This is a genomic window from Niabella soli DSM 19437 (genome assembly GCF_000243115.2).
Lineage (GTDB): Bacteria > Bacteroidota > Bacteroidia > Chitinophagales > Chitinophagaceae > Niabella > Niabella soli.
This window is the reverse complement of sequence record NZ_CP007035.1, coordinates 510352-534552: the sequence shown is the minus strand read 5'-3', so window position 1 is coordinate 534552 and position 24201 is coordinate 510352. Positions and strand designations below refer to the sequence as shown.

The following is a 24201-nucleotide window of genomic DNA, read 5'->3' as shown; positions in this document are numbered from 1 at the left end:
TTTTACATTTTTATAAATTCTACGCGGCGGTTATTGGCTTTCCCTTCGGAGGTGGCATTGCTGTCGATCGGTTTTGTTTCGCCAAATCCTTTTGCCGTCAGACGGCTTCCCTCAATTCCCATTTCCACCAGTTGTGCCCTTACGGCATCTGCACGGGCCTGTGATAATTTCATATTGGCATCGTCATTGCCATCGCTGTCCGTATGACCATCTATTTCAAATTTCAGGTCGCTGTGCGCTTTCATCAGTTTAACCAACTCATTTAAGGTGCCCATGGATTCGGGTTTGATCGTTGATTTATTCACGTCAAATAAAATATGGGTAATGATTTTTCCATCGGTAACCAGCTTCTGGTATTTATCATCACCACCGGCCGCCAGGCGCAGGTTTTTGATCCGGACACCGTAGCGGTCAGCCTTAATATAAAACTTGTCAGCGCCCTCCGGCAGCGCATTGGTAGCGCATACCCGGTAACCATCTATATAGGCCTTGCCAATATTTTTACGCACGTAAATAGCTATATGGTGCCAGGTATTGCCGGTGCCAAATGATTGCTGCAAGGCTCCGGGAAGATCTTGTCCCTTTGCTGTACCAAAAGAGCACCTGGAAACGCCGTCAATAACAAATGCGTACAGCCCGCCGTTGTAATAATTCTGATCATGCTGATTGCTAAAGCCCACCCTGAAGCTGCTCACATACTTAAAATACGCCTCGCTGTTTTCATAGAGCACATCAAACTCCAGGGTAAACTGCTCCGGGAGGTATTTATCTGAACGCATTAACGGCTCCACTGCCGTTCTGGCGTTGGGCTCCAGGTGCAGCACCTTCTCCCCTTCAAAAGATTGTATTTCGGCCGTACCCGCTTTTATGGTAAACCGCGCCGGCAGCTCGGCATCCGCTTCGCCGCTCAGATCGGGCTGGAAGATAATTTTATCGCCCGGCACAAAATCATAGTTTTTATAATTTGCAGGAGCAGGACTTCCACTTGCCGTAACAACATCGCTCTCCGCAACGGGGGATGCCCGTTTTTCGGTGCCGCTATTTTTTACAGCATCCGCGGCGCTATTTTCCGCCTTGTCAACTGCTTTTTCCGCGGCGTTGCCGCTTTGCCGCACTATTTTGTCCGCTACCCTGTTTTTTACTTCACTGCCGATCCGCTTCCATAACTGGGCGTGTAAGGAAGCCGAAATAAAAAAGAATAGCAGTATCAGTAACCGTTGTTTCATCTCAAATAAGAATTAATGATTTATAAATAGCATTCAGATGGGCATAACCAGGCTACAAAGTTCTGCCAGCTTACCATCAGAGTCAATCCCGCTCTGACAGGGTTTTTTAAAAATCCCCGAAAAAGGGGAATTTTTACCAGCGGCTTGGCCGGATCTTTTTTTTTGATGAATTTTATCATCAAACTGTTTAAAAATTTATCACCTTGAACGGCTATCCTTTTTGCATGCGCAGTTTTTATATAACGATCTTGTTTTGGAGCGCGACCGCTCTCGCACAGGCGCAAAACAGCTATACAGACAGCCTGAAGAAAGCATTGCAAAGAAATACGCTGCCGGATAGCAGTCGCGTGGAACTCCTGCTTGAATTGGGAAATACCCTTTACCTCTCCGACCAGTCGGCCGCAGCACAATACTTTTTGGAAGTGTACCGGATCGGGCAAATTAATAAAAGCAATTATTACAAAGGGGAAGCATTGAGCGGATTAGGCAACAGCTACTACGAAAAAAGCAACTATGACAGCGCGCTGTATTATTACCAGCGGGCAGACAGTCTTTATGCAACGGATCCCTCTGAAAACGCGAGGGAATCAAAAGCATCCAATAAAGCCAGTATGGGCAATATAGCAGTGATGCAAAATAATTATGAAACGGCCATGCGTTATTTTATGGAAGGGGTCCGTATTATGACCCAAAGCAATGCCGGTAACAAATGGAAGGTAATAGGTAATTTTTATGCAGATATTGCAAATGTTTATCACGACATGGCGCAGTTTGAAAAAGCGCTCGATTATGATTTAAAAGCGCTGGCAGCGCATAAAAAACAACCGGACAATTTATTACTCACGGGCATGCTTGAACTGTACGTAGCCAGCGATTATACCAGTTTAAAAAAAAAGGAAGCGGCCCGCTCGCACCTGGTGCAGGCGGAATCCATAGCAACAGCATTGCATTCCTCCGGCTTTTATTACAGCCTGTATAATGAGTGGGGAAGATTTTATCAAAAATCCGCCCAGCGGCCAAAAGCCGTTGCTAATTTTAAACAATCCCTGCAGTATGCAAAAGAGAAAGGCAGCAGGTTTGATATCATGAATGCTTACCGGATGCTGGGATTTGCTTACCGCGATATGAAGGATTATGCCAAAAGCGCTATTGCCTTAAAAAACGCTTTGGAACTGACTAAAGCATTAAAAAATTACAGGCTGGAGGCCGAGTTATTAAAAAAACTGGCATGGGTGGAAACGAACCTACATAACGATCATGAGGCGGCACGATATTACCAGCGATATGTGCAACTGAGTGACAGCCTGAATGAATCGGACATACAAAAAAAGGTCAATGAAATTGAGAACAAATACCAGGCTAAACAAAGGCAGGACAGTATTCTGGTGCTTCAAAAGGATAACGACATACAGCAACTGGCCCTGCACAAAAAAAGAAATTTAAATATTGTCTTATTGACTGGCCTGTTACTGTCAGGACTTATGGGTGCCCTCCTCTACTGTAACAGCCGGCACCGGCATTATATCCTGAAGCAAAATGAATTATTACATACCCGGCGCATCAGCGAGCTGGAAAAAGAGCACCAACTGGTTGCCATGCAGTCTGTATTAAAGGGCCAGGAAGAAGAACGGGGGCGGCTGGCTAAAGACCTGCACGATGGGGTGGGCGGTTTATTATCGGGCGTTAAATTATCATTATCCACCATGAAAGGAAACGTATTTTTATCTGAGAAAAATGCAATGGCAGTGGAACGGGTGCTGGAGCAACTGGATCAGTCCATTACCGAGCTGCGACGGGTGTCACATAATATGATGCCCGAATCGCTGATCAAATTCGGACTGGGCGAAACCATTGAAAATTATTGCGCGCAGATCAATCAAAATGGTCCGCTCCGGATCCGTTTTCAATCGTACGGACTGGAGCAGCGCCTGGATGAAAGCAGCGAGATCATCATTTACCGGATCCTCCAGGAACTGCTCAACAATATCCTGAAGCATGCGGGTGCCCGTGAAGTGCTGGTGCAACTGATCCGCGAGGCGAAACGCTTTGACCTCACTGTAGAAGATGATGGCAAAGGTTTTATCCTCGATGCCGCAATGGCCGGCAACGGCGCGGGTTTATCCAATATCCGGTCGCGGGCAGCCTACCTGGGTGGCAAGCTGGATATCCATACAGCACCCGGTCAGGGCACATCTATTCATATTGAAATACCATTAACATGACCACTATTTTTATTGTTGATGACCACCCCGTGATCGTTGCAGGATTACGCAGCCTGCTGGAAGAAATAGACGAAGTAAACGTGGCAGGGTCCTGCGGCAACGCCATCGACGCCCTGCCCTTTCTGAAAAAAAATCCGGTCGACCTGGTCTTAATGGACATCAACCTGCCAGACATCAGCGGCATTGAGCTCTGCAAAAAAGTTAAAAAAGAATTCCCTGCCCTGAAAGTGATTGCCATCAGCACCTTCAGCGACCGGGGCTATATCACCCGCATGATCGACAATGGCGCTTCGGGCTACCTGATCAAAAGCGCTTCAGCAGAAGAAATAAAAGAAGCGATCCATACGGTGATGAGCGGACGGCTTTATCTTAGTTTGTCTATGGAGCAACTGCTGCTTCACCCTAACGCCGCCGCACCCGGTATGATCCCGGTGCTCACCCGGCGTGAAAAAGAAGTCCTGGGCCTCATTGCCGCGGGACTGACCAATAACCAGATTGCCGACCAGCTTTATATAAGCCCGCTAACCGTAGATTCGCACCGCAAAAACCTGCTTACCAAATTCGGAGTGAACAACACCGCTATGCTGATCCGCTTTGCCGTGGAAAATAAACTTGTTTAGGGTACTGGATTTTATAACAGGAGCAGCACATACATCCGGACGATCCTACCTATATACCTCAAATTAGGGATAGCCGGTGCATGCATTTATACTTACTTTACACAGGTATACTAACGGGGTTCTTCGTCTATCACTTTTTCCTAACAGTGCTTTAGAAAATGAACACAACTAAACTATGTGCTATGAAACTGTTTATCACTTTAATCTTTGCTGCACTTATTACCACCAGTCTGGCTTATAAAAAAATAACGGGCATGTCCGTTACACAAACCAGTGGCCGTTCTGCACAGCATCAAAAACGGGTGGTGTTGCGCTGTGCTCCGCCGTCTTTTAATGAAGGGTCCGCCAATGCTTCTGCTATCCCATTGCTGAAAGGTTGGGGCAACTATCGTATGCCCGTGACAACAGCCAATGACAGCGCCCGTATTTATTTTAACCAGGGCATTAATATGTATTATGGATTTCATATCATAGAAGCGCTGGCATCCTTCGCAAAAGCTACTTTGTTTGACAGTTCTTTTGCAATGGGTTACTGGGGGCAGGCACTGGCTATGGGGCCTAATATAAACGGGGCAAATTACAATACACCGGCCGATGCGCTCATTGCCGCGCAAAAAGCCAGGGCATTAGGCACTCATTGCACCCCTGTCGAAAAGGAGTTGATCGCCTCCATGCTGCAGCGGTATACGCCAGACCCAACGGGCGGACAGCAACAACTTTATCAGGCTTACGCCACGGCGTTAAAAAAAATAATGACGCGTTATCCCCGGCAAACTGATGTCCGCGTTTTATATGCCGATGCGCTGATGCAACTCCACCCCTGGGATTTGTACACCGCAGATTACCAGCCCCGGCCCTGGACGCCGGAACTTATTGACGTATTGGAAAAGGCCTTAAAGAACGAACCCCGCCACCCCGGGGCGCTACATTATTATATACATGCAGTAGAAGCTTCAACGCATCCCGAAAGGGGACTTATGGCCGCCAACCAATTGCCGGCGCTGATGCCCGGTATCGCACATTTAGTACATATGCCCTCTCACATTTATATACGCACCGGCTATTATGATAAGGGCGACCGGGTGAATGAAGCTGCAGTTAAAAGCTATTATACCTATGCCCATACGTTTGCAGCCGTAAAAGAAGCCAGTCCCCTTTACCTGGTTCATACCCTGCATATGCAGGCTGCCTGTGCCAACATGGCCGGCCGGTTCGGGGACGCCTTGCGGATTGCAAAAGAATGCAGGGAAAGTTTTGACAGCAGTGCGCTGAAGCAACCAGGGTTCGATGGCGTTTTCGCGCAATATATCTACATGACCCCAATGCTTACGATGATCCGTTTTGGTAAATGGGAAACCATTCTTTCTGCCCCTGAAGTACCCGATACTTATATTTATGCCAGTATAATAGCCCATTACGGGCGCGGAATGGCTTATGCCAGAACATACCAAACCCGGATGGCAAGCCGTGAACTGGAGCTACTCAGAAAAAATCTGTCGGATCCGCAATTAACTGCACCCGCTTCACCGGGAAACAACCCCGCCATTCACGGTGCACAAATTGCAGAGAAGATCTTAGCAAGCGTTATTGCTGAAGAGCAAAATGACCTGGAACAAGCCATAGTGCTGCTGGAGCAGGCGGTAAAGAAGGAAGACAACATGGCTTACAGTGAACCGAAAGACTGGGCACTGCCGGCGCGACAATACCTTGGTGCGGCCCTTTTGAAAGCCAAACGTTACGGGGACGCGCAGCGGGTATACGAACGCGACCTGGAAATAAATCCCAAAAATGGATGGTCGCTACTGGGATTGGCTATGGCGTTTCAAAAGCAAGGACAAAAAAGCGGCGCCGCAAAAATGCAACAGCAGGCAGCAAAAGCATTTGAAAACAGCGATGTGTCGATCAGTGGCTCCGTGTTTTAAAAGAGTACCTCGGTCCTCATTTATTTTGCACCGTATGCTTCCCACCATCGCAACAGATCAGCTTACATTTCAAACAAATCGCTGGCCGTATAGCTAGAAGAAGACTCAATTTGAAACCCTTCCTATTTAGAGAACGAAGGCTCCTGCGGATGCCATTGCGTTTACTCCAAACGCTAAATTTGTTGCCTCTTTTCATTTCAGTTATTTTTTTAACCCCGTTACCACCACTGGTCTTTGTAAAAAAGTAAGCGCTGTTTCCCGGAAACCTGTTATCAAAAAACAAAAACCAGATACGTAACAATTTTGTCCTGATTTGTGCTATTTTTAAATAGCAGATGATAGTAATTTTGATGTGTAAACATTGGTATGAAACGTTTAGTGTGGATTTTTGTTGTTTTCTTTTCCTTTATCCTGACGGCGCATGCTGCAGGTCATCATCCGGCGACCAACAACAGGCCCATTAACAAAATCCACAACCATCCCCCTTTAGGTACCGCCCCGGCTAACGCAGGCTTTAGCAAAGCCGCTCCCGCGGAAGACGATGCACTTCTTTTTCTGGCAGAGGATGATTTCTCAATTGACAAATACCTTTATTTCCCTGCCTTATTTTTAAGGAGCCTGCATCAGGATTACCGGCTACAGCAACAAGCTGTCCAGCCGGATGAAAGCCAGATCCGTCTTTCGGAATTAATCACTCGAAAACTGCCGATCTATTTATTGCACCACACCCTTCGTATACCCTACATTTAAGCAACTGCTGCAGTAGTATCAACCCTGTTGTTGTTATTCCCTTCGGATCAGCCCTGCTCCTATGGGTACAACCACAGGTATCCTTATCGGTTTTCAATCACCATTACATAAATCTTTTATTATGCACTTAACGCCTCGCGAAACGGAAAAACTAATGCTCCATCTGGCCGGAGAATTAGCTGCGAAAAGAAAGGCCCGTGGCCTGAAACTCAATTACCCCGAAGCCATCGCCTATATCAGCAGTGAACTGCTGGAAGCCGCCAGGGATGGTAGAACCGTTGCCGAACTGATGCAGTACGGGGCTACGCTCCTTGGCCGGAAGGATGTTATGGAGGGCATTCCTGAAATGATCCACGACATCCAGATCGAAGCCACCTTTCCTGACGGGACCAAACTGGTAACCGTACATGATCCCATTCGTTAAACATATAAATCTGAACTCATGATCCCAGGAGAATATTTTATAAAAAAAGGCGACATTATCGCCAACAAAGACCGCAAAACCACAAAGATCAAAGTAACGAATACCGGCGACCGGCCGATACAGGTAGGTTCCCATTTTCATTTTTTTGAAGTAAACCGCGCCCTGTCCTTCATCCGTGAAAAGACGTTTGGCATGCGGCTAAACATCATTGCCAGTACCGCTGTGCGCTTTGAGCCCGGCGAAACCAAGGAAGTGGAGCTGGTGGAACTTGGAGGCATGCGCCGCGTATACGGGCATAACAACCTGGTAAACGGAGATACCACCCTGCCCAAAAACAAACTGGCGGCCCTGCAGAAAGTGGAAACGCTTCAGTTTAAAAACAAAGAAGTGAAATAATCATTCTATTATCATTTAAAAATCGATTCACTATGAGTCTTAAAATAAGCAGAAAAACGCATAGCAATATATTCGGCCCCACTGAAGGCGATAAAGTACGCCTGGGGGATACCGAGATCATCATCGAAATTGAAAAAGATTTTACACACGCCGGTGATGAAGCGAAATTCGGTGGCGGTAAAACCATCCGGGATGGCATGTGCCAATCGTCTACCGCGGTGCGCGATCAGGGCGTGCTGGACCTGGTTATTACCGATGTAATTGTGATTGACCACTGGGGTATCGTAAAGGGTGATGTGGGCATTAAGGACGGAAAAATTGTGGGGGTGGGCTGTGCCGGCAACCCGGATACTTCCGATAACATTTCACCCAATATGATCATTGGCGCTTCTACGGAAGTACATGGCGGCGCGGGGTATATTCTTACCGCCGGCGGTATCGACACCCATATTCATTTTATAAGCCCTACCCAGATAGAAACAGCGCTGTACAGCGGCATCACTACCATGATCGGTGGTGGCACCGGCCCCGCCGATGGCACCAATGCCACTACGGTAACCCCGGGTAAATGGAATATCCAGCGGATGCTGCAGGCAGCAGAAGCCTTTCCAATGAACCTTGGTTTCTTTGGCAAAGGGAACTGTGCTACAGAAGCACCTATAGCCGAGCAGATTGAAGCCGGCGCGTTGGGCGTAAAGATCCACGAAGACTGGGGCGCCACCCCCGCAGTGATTGACGCTTCCTTAAAAGTAGCCGATGCCTATGACGTGCAGGTGGCGATCCATACGGATACCCTGAATGAAGCAGGTTACCTGGAAGATACCATCAACGCCATCAACGGAAGGGTGATCCATACCTTCCACACAGAAGGCGCTGGCGGCGGACACGCTCCGGATATTATTAAAGCGGCCATGTATCCTAATGTGCTGCCGGCTTCCACCAACCCTACCCGCCCCTATACAAAAAATACGATTGATGAGCACCTGGATATGCTGATGGTATGCCACCACCTGAGCAAGGACATTCCAGAGGATGTGGCCTTCGCTGATTCCCGGATCCGGCCGGAGACCATCGCGGCAGAAGACATTCTGCAGGACATGGGCGTATTCAGCATTATGAGCTCCGACTCGCAGGCAATGGGCCGTGTGGGTGAAGTGATCACCCGCACCTGGCAGACCGCCGATAAAATGAAAAAACAAAAGGGACATTTGCAGGAGGACGAGAAGAATAATAACGACAACTTCCGCGCAAAGCGGTATGTATCCAAATACACCATCAACCCCGCCATTGCCCATGGTATTTCCAGCTATGTAGGATCGATAGAAACCGGTAAAATTGCGGACCTGGTTCTTTGGAAGCCCGCACTTTTCGGGGCCAAGCCGGAAATGATCATCAAGGCAGGTATGATCATCGCCAGTAAAATGGGCGATGCCAACGCCTCCATCCCTACCCCGCAGCCCATCATCATCCGTAATATGTTTGCGGCGTATGGCAAGGCCGTAACCCGCTCCGCGTTCACCTTTGTGTCGAAAGCATCTCTGGAAAAGAATATCAAAGAGGAATACGGACTGGAAAAAACATTGTTGCCGGTGATGAACTGCCGCAATATTTCCAAAAGAGATATGGTGCACAACAACGGGTTGCCCGAGATCACCGTAAACCCGGAAAACTACGAAGTACGGGTGGATGGCAAAAAGATCACCTGCGAACCAATAGCAGAAGTAGCGCTCGGGCAGCGGTATTTCCTGTTTTAATGATCACGTCAATATTCAATAAAAAACCACATAGGCACATAGCTTTCATAATTATCAATGCATTGGAAGTCAACTATACTTTCGTCATGCCGAGCGCAGCCGAGGCATCTCTGTAATATCGAACTTTTCTATAATCGAGAGACCCTTCGGCTCCATTTCGTTGCGCTCAGGGTGACGACATAAAGATTTCATCATCACATTGATTTTGCAGAGCAGACAGCAACAGCATAACATCTTCAATAAAACATTTCTTTTCAAAAAACACAGTTCATGATCGTAAGAGAAATCATCGGTAATAGTTCCGACATGCCCGCGGACGGCCTGGAGCAGGATCTGCTGGAACTGGAGTGGTATGAAACCACCAAGCGCATCCAGCGGAAACATACCCGTGCCGGAAGGGAGATTGCCATAAAATTTTTGCGCGAAGGGCAGCGGCTCCATCAGGGAGACATCTTGTTTAGGGAAGGGAACTCCATTGTAACCGTAGACATTAAGCCCTGCGAGGCGATTGTACTTGCGCCGCAAACACTTTTAGAGATGGGGACGATCTGTTATGAGATCGGCAACAAGCATCTGCCGCTTTTTATCCAGGATGATAAAGTAATGATGCCTTTTGAAATGCCCATGTTCCGGTGGCTGGAAAGCAGCGGCTACCGGCCCGAAAAGCAAGTGGTCCGTCTGCTCAGCATACTTAAATCAAATGTAGAGCCGCATAGTCACGGCAACAACAATTCGCTTTTCTCAAAAATTTTAAACCTGGCATCAAAAGAATAACGTATGGACTGTATGAAGCGTCCACGCTTCATACCCTTATTTTATCGGCTTTGCCGATCAACAAAAACAACACTTCATGCAATCTTATTTTTTAGGCGCCCTGCTTCATCTTTCCGATCCCACCCTCCCCATTGGCGGGTACACCCACAGCAACGGGCTGGAAACCTATGTGCAGGAAGGCATCGTAAACAACGCAGTTACAGCAAAGGCATTTGTGGTTAATATGCTGCAGCAAAACATCCTGTACAACGATGCCGCTTTTATGGTAAGCGCCTACCGGGCCGCCGCGCAGCAGGACCTCCCGGAACTGCAACGACTGAGCGGGGAATGCACGGCGTTGAAATCGCCGATGGAGATTCGCCAGGCCAGCATTAAACTGGGACTGCGGCTGATCAAAATATTTAAGCGCCAGCAGCCCTTTGAGCTGGTAACGCAGTTTGAGCGGGCGATACGGGAAAAAGAAGCCGATCCGCACTATTGCATCGTATTTGGATGCTATGCCCGGCTATTGGATATTCCATTACCCGAGGCCCTGTTTGCATTCTATTACAATGCCGCTGTGGGCATGATCACCAATAGCGTGAAACTGGTGCCGCTGGGGCAACTGGACGGGCAGGACATCCTGTTCCAGATCCAGCCTTTGCTAAAAGAGTTAAGCGAAACGACTGTCGATATTCCGGATGAAATGCTGGGCCTTTGTGCCGTAGCATTTGACATCCGGTGTATGCGGCACGAGCGGTTGTATTCGAGGTTGTATATGTCGTAAGTCGCCGCTACACCATGGTGAGCGCAGCGAAGCCGAACCATCTGCTGCTAGCGCGAGGCCCCTCGGTTCCGTTACACTTCACTCGGGGTGACGGCGATGATAGTAGCACTATAGCTGAAGAGTGCGACGCAACTTGGCTGAGACCTGTTCTTCCGCCGGGAACATAAAAAATAAAATATAAACAAAAACAAATGGAAAGAAAATATGTAAAAATAGGCGTAGCCGGCCCGGTAGGATCGGGAAAAACGGCCCTGCTGGAGCGGTTGAGCCGCCGGTTGCTGCACGAATATAACCTGGCCGTAATCACCAATGACATCTATACAAAAGAAGATGCCGAGTTTATGGCCAAGAACAGTTTATTACCACAGACCAGGATCATTGGCGTGGAAACGGGGGGCTGCCCGCACACCGCCATCCGGGAAGATGCCAGCATGAACCTGGAAGCGGTGGATGAACTGGTGAGCCGTTTTCCTGATATTGAGCTGATCCTTATTGAAAGCGGCGGCGACAACCTTTCTGCCACTTTTAGTCCGGACCTGGCCGATGTGACCATCTTTGTAATTGATGTGGCTGAAGGAGAAAAGATCCCCCGGAAAGGCGGGCCCGGCATTACCCGTTCCGATCTTTTACTGATCAACAAGATCGACCTGGCCCCCTATGTGGGCGCCAGTCTTGAAGTAATGGAAAACGACGCCCGGCGCATGCGCAAGGGCGCGCCCTTTGTGTTCACGAATTTAATGTCTATGCAAGGCTTAGATGCGGTGATCGGCTGGATCAAAAAATATGCATTGTTAGAAGCGGTTGAAGAACCTGCATTAGTTAGGTAGCATGATCAATACACTAAATATCACGGTTGAAAAAAACGAGAAAAGATCGTTCCTGAGGGATGTGTATGTTACACAGCCGTTCCGGGTGATCCCTGTTGGACAGCATAAACCGGATGACCATGCCTACCTGATGATCATGAGCTCATCGCCCGGCATCCTCAGCGGAGATGAACACGAGCTTTCAATACGGGTAAAGGAAAACGCCCGCCTTCAATTGCAATCGCAATCCTACCAGCGGTTGTATAATATGGAAGCCAGTGCCCGACAGCAAATGGAGGTTATTATGGAAAAAGGAAGTTCCTTTTTCTATGTGCCCCACCCCATTGTGCCGCATAAAAATTCCACTTTTATCAGTCGTAGCCGCATTCATATGGCGGAGCATTGTGAACTGCTGATGAGCGAGATCATCACCTGCGGGCGCAAACATCATGGAGAGGTTTTTGAGTTTACCAAATTCCACAATCTTTTTGAGGTGTTCCATAACGACAGGCTGGTGCTTAAAGATAACATCCTGTTGCAGCCCAAAGAAAACCCGCTGCAGGCAATGGGCCTGCTGGAAAATTTCACCCACCAGGGCACGCTTATTTATTCCGCCACAACTGATGCCCTGCCTGTTCCTGAGCTTGTAGACAAAATAAATGAACTGCTGGAGCGGGAGGAAGACATTCTTGGCGGGGTATCTCAACTCCATCATAAGGGTTTCGTGGTGCGCGTGCTGGGGCATGGCGGCGAACAATTATTTACGCTTTTTCAAAACATACAGGAGCTTCTATGGAACATTCCCAATTAATAGCGTTGGCGTTGACCGCCATTACCATCAGTTGCCTGCATACTGCGTCCGGCCCGGATCATTACCTGCCATTTGTAGTACTTTCCCGGTCGCGGAAATGGAGCCGCTCCCGGACTATTTTCCTGACCATTATTTGCGGCATCGGGCATATCCTCAGTTCCGTGCTGATCGGATTTGTGGGCGTTTTCCTGGGATGGCAATTGACTAAAATTACCTGGCTGCAGGATGTAAGAGGCCACTTTTCTGGATGGGCGCTATTGCTCTTTGGTGTCCTGTACCTGTTATATGGCATCCGCCAGGCCTATCTCAATAAGCCGCATAAGCATTTTGACGTTATGGGTGGCGATGTGTATGTTTATGAGCATACGCACGGGCAAACCGTTATGCCCGGGGGCCGCGTAAAAGTAACGCCACTGGTGCTTTTCGCCATTTTTGTGATGGGGCCCAGTGAGCCTTTGGTACCGTTGCTGTTTTACTCCGGCACCCAGCGGTCGATAACAGAGATTGTCGTGCTCATTACCGTATTCACCATCAGTACCGTTATCACTATGCTGGCTATGGTGCTTATCGGCATTTATGGATATTCTTTTTTTAATACCAGCAGGCTGGAACGGTATATGCATGCCATCGGCGGCGGTGTGGTGACGCTCTGCGGTATTGGCATTGTATTCTTAGGATGGTAATCAGATATTGGCTATAAATTTAAAAAAACTATGCAATCAAAATCATTCATTTTTATCCGTACCCTGTTCAGAGGCGTTGGCCAGATCATGCTGCAGGAAAATGCATGGACCGGGCTTTTATTCCTGGCCGGCATTTTCTATGGTTCTCTTTTAGGAGGCCTCGCTGCGTTACTCTCTACTCTTGTGGGTACGCTTACCGCCTGTCTGCTAAAATATGACCAGCAGGAAATTGAACGGGGACTGTATGGTTTTAGCGCTACCCTGGTGGGTGTGGCCCTGATTTTTTACTTCAGACCGGCTCCAATAATATGGATCGCCGTTATTGTAGGCTCCGCACTGGCGGCTATGCTGCAACATTTTTTTATCGAAAAAAAATTACCGGGCTTTACTTTCCCCTTTATTGTGGTAACCTGGATATTGCTTTACCTGTTCCACCAGGTGATTCCCGAGCCCCACTCTGTTACGCTGGCGAATGAACTGGCCGAAAAAGACGACTTTGCCACCAGTTTGCACGGATTTGGAGAAGTTATTTTCCAGGACAGCGTCGTGGGCGGGCTCCTGTTCTTCCTGGGCGTATTTATCAATAAGCCCCTTGCGGCTTTATACGGCCTGGCAGGGGCGATGCTTAGCGCGTATATTGCTATTCATTTAGCAGAGCCAACACCCGACATTGAAATGGGGTTGTTCAGTTTTAACGCTTTACTATGCGCCATCACCTTTGCGGGCGAAGATCCTGTTGACGGCATTTTTGTTCTATTCTCAGTAGTGTTGGCCGTAGCTATTGACATTGCCATGATCCGCGTGCATTGGTCGGTGCTCACCTTCCCGTTTGTAGCAGCGAGCTGGGTCACCCTGTTGTTAAAAAAATGGATCCCTGTACCCCAAAAAGCGGTCGCACCGGTTGAATAGCAGATTGGCACCCCCGGTATCTTGTTGCCCGCAACAGTATCAGTTTCTCTGAGTAGTACGTATGCAAATATTTTAACCCAACCTGTATCATTATGAGTACCTTTAACATGCAATATTAAGTACCCCAATAGACATGTATGGCGTATTCCATAAAAATGATCAGTAATTATGAATACAAAAAACAATTCCTTCCGGAAATTCCGGAAAATGTATTACACGATCATTCAAAGATCCAGCTTTATAAAATAGAATCTTATCTGAAAGACATCCTTATTCCTGTTCCGCCCTACCGGACTTCTTTTAATTTTCTTTTGGTGGTCACAAAAGGATATATTCAGCAACAACTGGAGACTCAGAATTATATTGTAACGGCAGGACAGGCGATCAATATCAAACAAGGCTGTATCACCCGTACCCTGGAGCTTTCTCCTGACCTGCAGGGTTTTTACCTGATCTACGAGAATGATGTAATTACGAATCTATTTTTGAATAATAACGAAGTAGACTTTTTTTTCACAGCGCCCTATGTTCAGCTTTCTCCCAGGGAAATAAAATGGCTGGAGCAATCATTTTTCCTGTTAAAAGAAGAACTGGACGGCATCACTCCTAACAGTACCCAGGACATATGCCTGGCGCTGTTTTCAGCCACGCTTCTTAAGATTATGCAATCCGGCAACCGGGGTGCTCATACCTTAACAAGAGAGCTTAAAATAACCTATCAGTTCCGGACCGAAGTACAGCGACATCATCTTGCTCATAAGGATGTCAGCTTCTACGCCAAAAGAATGCAGCTTTCAGAAACCTATCTGAACAAATGCGTTAAAAAGACCACCGGCAAACCACCCAAGCAGTGGATACAGGAGATCAGCATCCTGCACAGCCAGATCCTTTTGCAGGACCTGGCCAAGGAAATTTCGGAAGTGGCATACGAATTAAACTATCAGTCGGCCTCCTATTTTACCCGGATCTTTCATAAGACCACCGGTATCACCCCCAAAACCTACCGGCTGCAATTAAAAGAACGTCATAAAAACAATTGGGCCTCCTGATAAAGCAGGGGCTATTTTTCTGCCATCACCTCTCTGCATTTATTCTTATACACTACACGTTCTAATCGCATCCAAAATAATCTGGTAGAAAATCTGGCGGTAGCTCATGATATTCATTCCATAGGTTATAGAATACAGTTCTGACAACTTTAATGTACATTGAATTTTAAAAATTTCAACCCGTTCTCATTACATTCGACCCCTTCCGGGGCCGCCTGCTCTACACATCTCCCACCCGGGGCTTTAGCCCGGAGTTATTCACATTACGCCCTCCGGGCTACATCTGTTTTATTTCAATAAATATTCTTTATTAAATTGTTGCTTCTCCGGTAATGAAAAAATAGCAGGATATTTTAATCATCTTCAAGATATGTGTCCACACGAGAGGCCATGGAAGGGAATGTATGCGCCGGTACGGAGGGGGGTAAAATTAGTTTAAGCAACCTCTGTCTAAGAAGCTTAATCAATTTTTTTTACGCGTTTTCCAATAAAAATAAAAAGGACGGCTATAACGCCGAAAAGTATAAATAAAAAGAAAGCGTTGATCAATACCTGGCCCAGCCCCAATTGCACAACATCAACAAACGGGTAAGGATAAAATCCGGAAAAATGGCCGCGGATTAAAATGTAGACAAGGTAAGCAAGCGGGTATAGCAGCCATCCGGCAATCTGCCGGTATAAGACATGATGCCGGTCTTCATACCGGTACCAATAAAATATGGCCAAAACCGGTATTACCGAGTGTAGTAGTTCATCCACCATTTTTTGCAGGCCTGTGGGCGCCCATAAATGCCTGAGCAATACCTGGTACACCAGCCCCACTATCGTAATGTAAACAGTTATAGCAGTAAGGGCGCCGGCTTTGTATTTTCTTTTTCCCAGGGCCTGTGTGGTGAAAAAAACAGCCGTCATAATATTGGTAAGGATCGTAAAAAAACTAAAAAAACGAGTAATGGTTTCCGGCAAAAAAGTGACCCTGTTTTGGAGCATGAGCACAAACTGTGCTATGATAGCGAACCATCCCAATAAGGCAAAAATTAAAGCGAGTGTTTTTTGCTCCGGTTTCATAGAAAGGCGATTTGTTTTTGAACATTGAAATTATATCAAAAAAACAAACTGCCGGCACTTTCTTATACCCGATTCACCGTTTTCCGGTTCTTCTTCCAATTGGAATACAAAAGATTGGGCTCAATAGCGGGCTTTGGGAAAAACAAGCTGGCAATATACCCTACGATAATCACTACCAGGTGGCTGTAGACCCCCAGCATAAGTTTGTTATGTGTAAAATTAAACGGTCCCAGGTCAAGAAGCAGCTTTGGGTTTTTAAGCCCTACCGGTGTGGAAGTAAGAAAGGCATAAGCTGTAAAAATAATGCATACCACAATAGCGATGTTAACGCCCTGCCTGTTGGCCCGGGAGCTGAACAAGCCCAATAAAAAGACCCCCACAATACCTCCTGAAAAAATAGCGTATACCGTAAAAATAATCCCGAGCACTCCCTCATCGCCCGATAGTATGTATAAGGCGCCGATACCGGCGGCCAGAAGGCCGGAGCACATCACCAATAATTTACTTACCTGCAGGTAATGTTGATCTCCCTTACCCGGTACTATCTTTTTATAATAATCCTCCACCCCTACGGCCGCCAGCGAGTTCAGGTCGGCGCTTAAACTACAGATCGCGGCAGATAAAAGCGCAGCAATAATAAAACCAATAATGCCCGGTGGCAACTGCGTCATAATAAAATGCGGGAATATTCCTTCAGCTTTCATTCCTTCCGGCGCTCCCTGTTGTTTATAATAAACAAAGAGCGCAGTACCAATAAGCATGAAAAGCGTCCATATAGGAACGGTAAGTGATATACCAAGAAAGGATGCCCTGATCGCATCCCTGTCGGATTTTGCCGTTAAATACCGCTGCACTACCGTTTGATCGGTCGCATATTTCTGAACGGCATAAAAGGCGCCGTTCACGACCATAACAATAAACGTCAGGTGCTTAAAACTGAAATCATAAGGACCAAAGCCGGCACGCTGATTTTCCGTTGCGATCCTGATTGCCTCCGGAACACCGCCCTTTATGGAATTTAACAATACTACCAGGCAAACAATACCGCTAAAGAACAGCATGAAGCCCTGAAATACATCCAGCCAGATAACGGCCTGTATGCCTCCCTTAAGGTTAACGATGATCAGGAGCAATGCTACCACCGCCAGCACCATAAAGGGATTAACATGTATCATTTCCCTGATGGCAACGGCAATTAAAAACAATACGGTTCCCATTCCCGCAAACTGCCGCACTACAAAAGATAAAGAGCTGTAATAGCGCGCAAAACTTCCAAATCGTTTCTCAAAATACTCATAAGTGCTTAATCCAATCGACTTCCTGAACAGGGGTACAATAAACCATATACAACCCAGTAAGACCACAGGTACCATTAACCCCTGTACCAACAGGATCCAGTTGCCCGTATACCCCTGGGCCGGGTAACCCAAAAACGTAACGCTGCTGATAAGGGTTGCCAGCAGGGACAAGCCCAGTGCCCAGGAGGGAATATTTCCTTTTGATAAAAAAAAGTTCTGTGTTGAATTTTGTTTCCTGGAAAACCGGAATCCCAGAAATACCGTCACACCTAAAACCAGAACAATTATGGCAAAATCAATAAAATGCAAGCGCGCCATTATACTATTTTTGATTACTAATAAGAAGGACCTGTTGCGGCGCCGTTACAGCATTCCATACAACTCTTTTACAACAGGAGGCAACTCATAACTTCCGGGCTTTACGATACAGGTAAGGTGGCCTGTTTTCATTTGTACAATTCCACGCTCCCATTCATACAGCGGCTCAAAACAGCGGGCGCCCAGTGCCTGGAAAACAGCGGCGGCAGTCGCGCCTCCTTCAATCAGCAGCTCCTGAATCCCGAACCGATCCACGACTGCTTTTACATATTCCGCCATTTTATTCCGCAATACTACTGCGTCAAAATTGCGGGTATCTATTGAATCATCGAAGGCGATAATCAGTCTTTGATATTGCTGTAAAACAATACCTGCTTTAGTAAGCCAGTCTTCATCCGGCAAAGCACCGGTGATCAATCCGGCAGCAATATAGGCAACACAGGCACCGCCCTGTTCCCGGATCCTGTTTTTACTGACAGTGAACGAAGTTCCGCTCACATACAAATGTGGTGTATGCAGGGCTGGCTGGTTCTGCTGGTTCACTTTTATATACTTGCGCTGCAACAAGGCATCAAAAAAATCTCCCGAACCGGCGGGCAAACAATCCCGGTCCACTTGTGACGCCCAATATCCGGCATCGGCAACCGTTTCTGATTCCGCAATATTTAATCCCTCTACTACAGGGCTTCCTTTTTGCAGGAGATTGATTTTTGCTCCCCCGAGCATCTCTTTTACATCCGACGACCCTATTGCAAACTCGGGATCTTTGGCAAAATCACTCGCTGCGATTTCAATTCCATTTATAAAATATTTCCCCCCGCTTATAATGCGCCCCAGGGAAGGATTAGCGGGGGCAATCACAGCTTTATGCAGCCCCAATAGCTCCAATTGCACCAACAACTCATCCGCCACAAATCCCCGCAATACGGAATCGATTTTTTTATATACACAACCCGGCTGCATTTTAACGGCTTCGCGTGTTACCTGGCTTACCCGTTCCAACGCCGCCGTTCTATCCATCGACCTGCTGTCTGTCGAAATAATTAATACATCGGTGTCTGCCGGTATCCAATCCTCCGTACAAATCATAACCCTCAGGCCATACCCGAGGCAGATCCCTGCCATTTCCGCCGCACCCGTAAAATCATCCGCTATTACTAAAATCATCAAACTTTTTTATTATTACTTAACTGCACCGCGCTCTCAATAGCTAATACCATCGCATCAGGACTGGCGATGCCTTTACCGGCAATTTCAAAAGCCGTGCCGTGGTCAACCGAAGTCCGTATAATCGGAAGTCCCATGGTAATATTTACGCCTTTAACACTTTCCATTTGCTGTTTTTCGGCATTCCATTTAAAACCTGCCAGTTTAAAAGGTATGTGCCCCTGGTCGTGATACATGGCCACCACGCCGCCGTAAGCGCCCGTGGCAGCTTTAGCAAACAGGGTATCCGGCGGAACCGGGCCTTCCACGTCGTAGCCCTGGCTGCGTGCGGCTTCTATAGCGGGCAAAATCTCCAACGCTTCTTCCGTACCAAATAATCCATTATCTCCTGCATGAGGATTGAGGCCGGCAACCCCGATCTTCAGATTGGTTTTACCCAGGCTTATGAGCCCGTTACGCAGTAACGCAATCACTTCCAGTATCCGGTCTTTTTTTACCAGGTCGCAGGCCTGGCGTAAAGAGACGTGCGTGCTTACATGGATCACATTGATCTTATCTTCTACCAGGAGCATGGCATATTTTTTTGTACCTGTAAGCTCTGCATAGATCTCGGTATGTCCTGCAAAATGATGCCCTGCATCGTTGATCGATTTTTTATTAATCGGTCCCGTTACGGTAGCATTAACGGTTCCCGCAAGGGCCAACTGAATCACCTTTTCGACCGAACGGAAACTTGCTTCGCCGCATAGAGCGTCGATCTTTCCATAGGCTAATTTTGAAATATCCACATTCGCAAGGTCTATTACATCAATGGCCCCATATTTAAATGCTGCTTCTGCTGGCTCCTGTATCCGGTTTATGGTAACCCCAAGGCCCAGCTCACTGATGATCTTTTCAAATACACGGGCATCGCCGGCAATCAATGGCCGGCATATTTCATATATTTTTTTATCTTTTAAAGCTTTCACGGCTATCTCCGGTCCGATACTCGCCGGATCGCCCATGGTAATGGCTATTATGGGTAAATGCGTCATTCTGTAAATGGTATTTTGCTCAACGTTTCTTTTAATTCCTTCGCCTGGTTTTCATCCTGTGGCAGCAATGGCGGCATCACTACCGGCTGGCACAGCCCTTTTTCGTGCATCAGCACCTTCAGCGCCCACAGACTTTCCCCCAATGTTCTGCCCGACTGGTAAAGCGCCCCGCCAGTATCACTATGCTGCTGCATTGCGTAAACAAGCGCCTCATCGCCGGCTTCAATTGCCTGAACCATTTTTTGATAAATCCCCGGGAAAATATTCCCTGTGCTTGGTATCAATCCATCGCTTCCTCCTGTTAATGCAGCAGCCGACCGGGCAGCCCAGCCCAGGTAATGCGCAAAATCATCGCGGTTCTTCCACAACTGTAAAGATTCCTGTAGCCGCTCATCGCTACGTTCAGAATCTTTAGTAGCAATGATGTTGGGATGATGGCTTAAGGCATCAATAACGGGCAGCGGTATACTCATATGGGTGGTAGCCGGTATATTATAAATGATCAGGGGCAGTGGTATAGCGTCTGCCAACTGCTCAAAATACCGCTTCATTTGGTCTTCGGTAAGCCTATAATAAGCAGGCAAAGTGGCCGCTACGGCATCTACCCCATGATCCGCACAAAATTTGGCCAATTCGACAGACTCATCAATAATATTTGACGATATACCCGCATACAATGCGGTAACTGTTTTTTTATATTTGGAGGCAGCGGCTACATAATCCCTTTTTTGCTGCAACGGCAGCGAAGGCGCCTCACCTGTGGTGCCCAGAATAAAGGGGACTGCATCGTGTGCATAAAAATAAGCGAGGATCTTTTCCACCGCTGTACTATCTATTTGATAAGAAGGGGTAAGTGGCGTGACCGCCGGTATTATTATTTTTTTTTTGGTTTTATCCAGTTTCATCTTACTTAAAGGATATAATTCTTAATGAATCAGCCCATTGCCGCTTTGTAAATAGCAATAGCGTCCTGTTCTGTTATTTCTCTCGGGTTATTCTTCAGCAACCGTTGTACTTTCATAGCATCCGCCGCCATCCCGGCAATAGCTTCTTCGGGCACGTTTACTTCCTTTAATGTTTGAGGGATACCGCAGGCACTGATCAACTCCCGTATTTTTTTTACGCCCCGGGCCGCGGTGGCTGCATCCGTACTTTGCCGCTCACATCCAAGCGCTATGGCCACTTCCGCGTATTTCTTCGTGGCTGCGGGAATATTATATTCCATTATATAGGGCAGCAATAAAGCATTGGACAAACCATGTGCCAGGTGAAACAAGCTACCCAAAGGATAAGATAAGGCATGTACCCCTGCTGTGTTCACCGGTCCAAGGCAGATCCCGCCCAGCAGGCTCCCCATGGCCACTTTTTCCCGCGCTTCCGCATTACTTCCGTCTTTTACCGCGGTTTCAATATACTGGGCTATCAGGCGCATTCCTTCAAACGCCATCATATCAATAAAAGGCTGGGCAAATTTGTTGGTATAGGCTTCCATACAATGCGTCAATGCATCAATACCGGTTGCTGCGGTTATCGCCGGTGGCACCGATATTGTAAGCAGGGGATCCACATATACAATATCGGGCACCAGGTACGGGCTAATGATCCCTTTTTTCTGACCGGCGCCATCTACCAATATGGCATTAGGTGAAGCTTCGCTACCCGTGCCGGAAGTAGCGGGCACACATATCAGTTTCCGTTCTCTTCCCTTCAGTAAACCAATACCTACATAATCACTTAATTGTTGTTCGTTCCCCAACTGTGCTGCCGCCAGTTTTGCCACATCCAGCACACTACCGCCCCCAATACCGATCACCAGGTCCGGATCAAAAGCGCTCACCTGCACCATCAGTTGTTCAAAATCACTAAAAGAAGGCTCCTGTACAATTGTGGTATCGGTCTGTACCCCGATCCCGTTTTTGTTTAATTGGGTCTTCAGGCGGCTGACGGCAGGCTCCAGCGGTTTTATAGTAACAATAAACACTTTTGCCGGCTGCAACGCTTTTATTTCATCAGGCAATTGTTCCATGCATCCGTTTGCAAAAACGAGCTTGCCAGGGAAAAAAACAGTAAGATTATTCTGGATAGTACTCACATTTTCAATTTTAAATCCGGGTCCATTTCTGTCTCCAACACTAAATATTTTCTAAGCCGGACAATCAGATCAATCGTAAGACCTAAATAGTTCAGGGATTCAGCATTCACGTTTTTAAAATTAGTTTTTTCAACAGTTCTCCTGTTCAAAAAGTAATTTTCTCCATTACTTTAAACAATTTACCCATTAGGCATCTTAGTGAGCGCCGCCCCTTTATGTGCGGCAATATGATCGGATTTACTGCTTTTAATTTCATACTGCGGATCATCTTCCGTTGCATGATGGGTATACCCTTTATAATCAAAATCGGTTGTATGCACTTTAATAATAGTACCGGAAACCCTTCCGGCTTCTGAGTTCCAACTGACAGTATCTCCCACTTTGAATTTTGCTGACATAAAATACTATTTTACTGATCAAATAAATTTTTATCTGAATAAAAAACACAATCCCCTACAACCCTTGCCGGTGAAGTGTAGGGATGCTCCGTAGTTTTCCCTGTTGCCATGATGTGCAGTACCATCCATCCTTTTGCTTTCAAATAGTCGGACACCATCGACCGGTGACAGCGCCACCACACGGCTTCCGAGCACATACAGGCTGTTCGTTGTTTCAGCGCTATGGCTTCCAGTCTTGCTATCGCAGTTGCAAACTCTTTTGTCTCCATATAATCGGCATACCCCCTGAACGATGCATTTTTCCAACGGTTGTTGGGGGAATCCGTTTGTACTTTTCTTCTGCCACCCAGTTCCTCCAGGTGTATATAACTTATTCCATTCTTTTCCAGGGCGGGAGCCAGATTGTCTTTATTAAATTGAGGATACTTTCGGGAGCCCGGGAAACGCCGGATATCAGCCAAAACCCTCACCTCAAAGGATTGCAGCATCTCCAGCAATTCCGCGAAGCTATGGGTGGAATGCCCGATAGTATAGATGATTTTATTGCCCGGATGATTCATATGATAAATAGCAGGACCATTTTTTAAAAATACATCTTTATTTTTTTCTTGTTTACAGGATCGGGATATGGCAGCGGGCAAACGCATCTAAATTATAAAGGCATAGACAAGGAGACATAGCCTCGAAAAACATTTCAAAAATGGATTTCAACCCGTTTGAAGAGCTGGCAAAATAGATAAAGAACTGCAGGTTCGGCTTATAATGTACCTTGCCAATGGCACTCCACCCACCGCATTGCATATAAGGCCGCGCTAAAGCACAGCTTTATGTATCCAAAACGAGCAAAAGGCTCTGAAAAAATCAGATGCGTTTGCGTTGCTGAGCTGCCCATCGTTCACTTGTAGCTCGGAATAAAGAGCTATCTTTATCCGCGATAAAAGAACAACATGAACAAACGGATCATTGTGGGTATCAGCGGCGCAACGGGCATTCAGTATGGTATCCGGGCGTTGGAATTATTAAAAGAACAGCATTACGAAACACACCTTATTGTAAGTAAGCCCGCCGAAATGGTGAGGAGTTACGAAACGACGATCACTCATGAACAACTTGTTTCCCTGGCGCACGAGATCCACCTGGCACAGGATATTGGCTCCGTGCTGGCAAGTGGCTCTTTTAAGACTGCGGGAATGCTAATAGCCCCCTGCAGTATTAAAACCATGTCTGAGATCGCCACCGGCGTTACAAGCACACTGATGTCGAGAGCAGCAGATGTGGTTTTGAAAGAAAGAAGAAGACTGGTATTGCTGCTGCGCGAAACGCCTTTGCACCTTGGGCACTTAAGAAGCATGACGGCCATTACGGAAATGGGCGGCGTCCTGATGCCTCCCGTACCGGCTTTGTATTTAAAACCCGAATCTGTAGACGAAATGATCACACATTCCGTAGCCAGGGCTCTGGATCTGTTTGGGATTGATATTGATGTAAAACGATGGGACCATGCCTACCGGAACTCATTAAAAAAATAATGCCCTGCTTCTTTAGTTGTATTAACTGACCCATGCTTCGCAACAGCGTACTTCCGCAGCGCGGCGAAATACTTTTTCCATCCGCAGATTGATTTTCGGCGATCCCGATAGCTATCCGGGATCTGCGCGAAAAATATGCTTCCGGTTTATAGGAATGCCGGCAATGCAAAGGAATCTGAAAGTCT

At 47.1% G+C, this 24201-nt stretch carries 24 protein-coding genes; 15 read left to right on the top strand and 9 right to left on the bottom strand.

What is annotated here, in order from left to right; translation table 11 throughout:
* Positions 1-2: 2 nt before the first annotated feature.
* The gene (locus NIASO_RS02125; RefSeq protein ID WP_008583904.1) at positions 3-1226 is read right to left on the bottom strand and encodes an OmpA family protein; all 1224 of its coding nucleotides are present in this window, start codon (positions 1224-1226) and stop codon (positions 3-5) included.
* A 224-nt stretch (positions 1227-1450) separates the two neighbouring features.
* On the opposite strand from NIASO_RS02125, the gene NIASO_RS02120 reads away from it, so the two are divergent.
* The 14 genes from NIASO_RS02120 (at position 1451) to NIASO_RS02050 (ending at position 15112) form a co-directional block, all read left to right on the top strand.
* The gene (locus tag NIASO_RS02120; RefSeq protein ID WP_025298630.1) at positions 1451-3448 is read left to right on the top strand and encodes a tetratricopeptide repeat-containing sensor histidine kinase; all 1998 of its coding nucleotides are present in this window, start codon (positions 1451-1453) and stop codon (positions 3446-3448) included.
* A complete protein-coding gene (locus NIASO_RS02115) occupies positions 3445-4068 on the top strand; it encodes a response regulator transcription factor (RefSeq protein ID WP_008583908.1) in 624 nt (207 codons plus the stop codon). The genes NIASO_RS02120 and NIASO_RS02115 overlap by 4 nt, the downstream gene beginning before the upstream one ends.
* A gap of 182 nt (positions 4069-4250) precedes the next feature.
* On the top strand, positions 4251-5990 hold the full coding sequence (locus NIASO_RS02110) for a tetratricopeptide repeat protein (RefSeq protein ID WP_008583910.1): 1740 nt from the start codon (positions 4251-4253) through the stop codon (positions 5988-5990).
* Positions 5991-6356: 366 nt separating this feature from the next.
* Positions 6357-6740, top strand: coding sequence for a hypothetical protein (locus NIASO_RS02100; RefSeq protein WP_008583912.1), 384 nt, complete (start codon positions 6357-6359; stop codon positions 6738-6740).
* Positions 6741-6861: 121 nt separating this feature from the next.
* The gene (gene ureA / locus NIASO_RS20480; protein ID WP_008583914.1) at positions 6862-7164 is read left to right on the top strand and encodes an urease subunit gamma; all 303 of its coding nucleotides are present in this window, start codon (positions 6862-6864) and stop codon (positions 7162-7164) included.
* Positions 7165-7182: 18 nt separating this feature from the next.
* Positions 7183-7560, top strand: coding sequence for an urease subunit beta (gene ureB / locus NIASO_RS20475; protein ID WP_008583916.1), 378 nt, complete (start codon positions 7183-7185; stop codon positions 7558-7560).
* A 32-nt stretch (positions 7561-7592) separates the two neighbouring features.
* A complete protein-coding gene (gene ureC / locus NIASO_RS02085; RefSeq protein ID WP_008583918.1) occupies positions 7593-9314 on the top strand; it encodes an urease subunit alpha in 1722 nt (573 codons plus the stop codon).
* Between the two features lie 270 nt (positions 9315-9584).
* On the top strand, positions 9585-10088 hold the full coding sequence (gene ureE, locus NIASO_RS02080) for an urease accessory protein UreE (protein ID WP_008583920.1): 504 nt from the start codon (positions 9585-9587) through the stop codon (positions 10086-10088).
* A 76-nt stretch (positions 10089-10164) separates the two neighbouring features.
* Entirely contained in the window at positions 10165-10854 is a 690-nt protein-coding gene (locus tag NIASO_RS02075; protein ID WP_008583922.1) for an urease accessory protein UreF, read from the top strand.
* 191 nt (positions 10855-11045) lie between these two features.
* A complete protein-coding gene (ureG, locus tag NIASO_RS02070) occupies positions 11046-11681 on the top strand; it encodes an urease accessory protein UreG (RefSeq protein ID WP_008583923.1) in 636 nt (211 codons plus the stop codon).
* Position 11682: 1 nt separating this feature from the next.
* Positions 11683-12471 carry an urease accessory protein UreD gene (locus NIASO_RS02065; RefSeq protein ID WP_008583925.1) on the top strand — a complete coding sequence of 263 codons (789 nt, stop codon included), beginning with the start codon at positions 11683-11685 and terminating at the stop codon, positions 12469-12471.
* A complete protein-coding gene (locus NIASO_RS02060) occupies positions 12453-13154 on the top strand; it encodes a membrane protein (protein ID WP_008583927.1) in 702 nt (233 codons plus the stop codon). Before NIASO_RS02065 ends, NIASO_RS02060 begins: the two co-directional genes overlap by 19 nt.
* Positions 13155-13184: 30 nt before the next feature.
* Positions 13185-14063 carry an urea transporter gene (locus NIASO_RS02055; protein WP_008583930.1) on the top strand — a complete coding sequence of 293 codons (879 nt, stop codon included), beginning with the start codon at positions 13185-13187 and terminating at the stop codon, positions 14061-14063.
* A gap of 137 nt (positions 14064-14200) precedes the next feature.
* Positions 14201-15112: a helix-turn-helix domain-containing protein gene (locus NIASO_RS02050; protein WP_008583932.1), complete on the top strand. Its 912-nt coding sequence runs from the start codon at positions 14201-14203 to the stop codon at positions 15110-15112.
* Between the two features lie 459 nt (positions 15113-15571).
* Here NIASO_RS02050 and NIASO_RS02045 read toward each other — a convergent pair whose 3' ends face one another.
* From NIASO_RS02045 to NIASO_RS02010, 8 genes are all read right to left on the bottom strand, one after another.
* Positions 15572-16180, bottom strand: a complete 609-nt coding sequence (locus NIASO_RS02045) for a Pr6Pr family membrane protein (RefSeq protein WP_008583935.1) — start codon at positions 16178-16180, stop codon at positions 15572-15574.
* Between the two features lie 62 nt (positions 16181-16242).
* Positions 16243-17796 (bottom strand): sodium:solute symporter, encoded by a 1554-nt coding sequence (locus NIASO_RS02040; RefSeq protein WP_008583937.1) that lies wholly within the window; start codon positions 17794-17796, stop codon positions 16243-16245.
* Between the two features lie 45 nt (positions 17797-17841).
* The gene (locus NIASO_RS02035) at positions 17842-18963 is read right to left on the bottom strand and encodes a four-carbon acid sugar kinase family protein (RefSeq protein ID WP_008583938.1); all 1122 of its coding nucleotides are present in this window, start codon (positions 18961-18963) and stop codon (positions 17842-17844) included.
* Positions 18963-19997 carry a 4-hydroxythreonine-4-phosphate dehydrogenase PdxA gene (gene pdxA, locus NIASO_RS02030; RefSeq protein ID WP_008583941.1) on the bottom strand — a complete coding sequence of 345 codons (1035 nt, stop codon included), beginning with the start codon at positions 19995-19997 and terminating at the stop codon, positions 18963-18965. Before pdxA ends, NIASO_RS02035 begins: the two co-directional genes overlap by 1 nt.
* Positions 19994-20902 carry a dihydrodipicolinate synthase family protein gene (locus NIASO_RS02025; protein WP_008583943.1) on the bottom strand — a complete coding sequence of 303 codons (909 nt, stop codon included), beginning with the start codon at positions 20900-20902 and terminating at the stop codon, positions 19994-19996. The genes pdxA and NIASO_RS02025 overlap by 4 nt, the downstream gene beginning before the upstream one ends.
* A 29-nt stretch (positions 20903-20931) precedes the next feature.
* Positions 20932-22089 (bottom strand): iron-containing alcohol dehydrogenase, encoded by a 1158-nt coding sequence (locus NIASO_RS02020; protein ID WP_008583944.1) that lies wholly within the window; start codon positions 22087-22089, stop codon positions 20932-20934.
* A 179-nt stretch (positions 22090-22268) separates the two neighbouring features.
* Positions 22269-22487 (bottom strand): hypervirulence associated TUDOR domain-containing protein, encoded by a 219-nt coding sequence (locus NIASO_RS02015; RefSeq protein ID WP_008583945.1) that lies wholly within the window; start codon positions 22485-22487, stop codon positions 22269-22271.
* Between the two features lie 11 nt (positions 22488-22498).
* Positions 22499-23134 carry a DUF488 domain-containing protein gene (locus tag NIASO_RS02010; protein ID WP_008583946.1) on the bottom strand — a complete coding sequence of 212 codons (636 nt, stop codon included), beginning with the start codon at positions 23132-23134 and terminating at the stop codon, positions 22499-22501.
* 300 nt (positions 23135-23434) lie between these two features.
* Here NIASO_RS02010 and NIASO_RS02005 point away from each other — a divergent pair, with 300 nt between their 5' ends.
* Positions 23435-24016 carry a UbiX family flavin prenyltransferase gene (locus NIASO_RS02005; RefSeq protein WP_008583947.1) on the top strand — a complete coding sequence of 194 codons (582 nt, stop codon included), beginning with the start codon at positions 23435-23437 and terminating at the stop codon, positions 24014-24016.
* Positions 24017-24201 lie beyond the last annotated feature (185 nt).

Coding starts and splice junctions, on each gene's coding strand:
- NIASO_RS02045 (WP_008583935.1), bottom strand. CDS start 16,180: ATGAAACCGGAGCAAAAAACACTCGCTTTAATTTTTGCCTTATTGGGA.
- pdxA (WP_008583941.1), bottom strand. CDS start 19,997: ATGACGCATTTACCCATAATAGCCATTACCATGGGCGATCCGGCGAGT.
- ureC (WP_008583918.1), top strand. CDS start 7,593: ATGAGTCTTAAAATAAGCAGAAAAACGCATAGCAATATATTCGGCCCC.
- NIASO_RS02115 (WP_008583908.1), top strand. CDS start 3,445: ATGACCACTATTTTTATTGTTGATGACCACCCCGTGATCGTTGCAGGA.
- NIASO_RS02010 (WP_008583946.1), bottom strand. CDS start 23,134: ATGCGTTTGCCCGCTGCCATATCCCGATCCTGTAAACAAGAAAAAAAT.
- NIASO_RS02120 (WP_025298630.1), top strand. CDS start 1,451: ATGCGCAGTTTTTATATAACGATCTTGTTTTGGAGCGCGACCGCTCTC.
- NIASO_RS02035 (WP_008583938.1), bottom strand. CDS start 18,963: ATGATTTTAGTAATAGCGGATGATTTTACGGGTGCGGCGGAAATGGCA.
- NIASO_RS02050 (WP_008583932.1), top strand. CDS start 14,201: ATGGCGTATTCCATAAAAATGATCAGTAATTATGAATACAAAAAACAA.
- ureG (WP_008583923.1), top strand. CDS start 11,046: ATGGAAAGAAAATATGTAAAAATAGGCGTAGCCGGCCCGGTAGGATCG.
- ureE (WP_008583920.1), top strand. CDS start 9,585: ATGATCGTAAGAGAAATCATCGGTAATAGTTCCGACATGCCCGCGGAC.
- NIASO_RS02015 (WP_008583945.1), bottom strand. CDS start 22,487: ATGTCAGCAAAATTCAAAGTGGGAGATACTGTCAGTTGGAACTCAGAA.
- NIASO_RS02125 (WP_008583904.1), bottom strand. CDS start 1,226: ATGAAACAACGGTTACTGATACTGCTATTCTTTTTTATTTCGGCTTCC.
- NIASO_RS02025 (WP_008583943.1), bottom strand. CDS start 20,902: ATGAAACTGGATAAAACCAAAAAAAAAATAATAATACCGGCGGTCACG.
- NIASO_RS02100 (WP_008583912.1), top strand. CDS start 6,357: ATGAAACGTTTAGTGTGGATTTTTGTTGTTTTCTTTTCCTTTATCCTG.
- NIASO_RS02110 (WP_008583910.1), top strand. CDS start 4,251: ATGAAACTGTTTATCACTTTAATCTTTGCTGCACTTATTACCACCAGT.
- NIASO_RS02055 (WP_008583930.1), top strand. CDS start 13,185: ATGCAATCAAAATCATTCATTTTTATCCGTACCCTGTTCAGAGGCGTT.
- ureB (WP_008583916.1), top strand. CDS start 7,183: ATGATCCCAGGAGAATATTTTATAAAAAAAGGCGACATTATCGCCAAC.
- NIASO_RS02075 (WP_008583922.1), top strand. CDS start 10,165: ATGCAATCTTATTTTTTAGGCGCCCTGCTTCATCTTTCCGATCCCACC.
- NIASO_RS02005 (WP_008583947.1), top strand. CDS start 23,435: ATGAACAAACGGATCATTGTGGGTATCAGCGGCGCAACGGGCATTCAG.
- NIASO_RS02040 (WP_008583937.1), bottom strand. CDS start 17,796: ATGGCGCGCTTGCATTTTATTGATTTTGCCATAATTGTTCTGGTTTTA.
- ureA (WP_008583914.1), top strand. CDS start 6,862: ATGCACTTAACGCCTCGCGAAACGGAAAAACTAATGCTCCATCTGGCC.
- NIASO_RS02060 (WP_008583927.1), top strand. CDS start 12,453: ATGGAACATTCCCAATTAATAGCGTTGGCGTTGACCGCCATTACCATC.
- NIASO_RS02065 (WP_008583925.1), top strand. CDS start 11,683: ATGATCAATACACTAAATATCACGGTTGAAAAAAACGAGAAAAGATCG.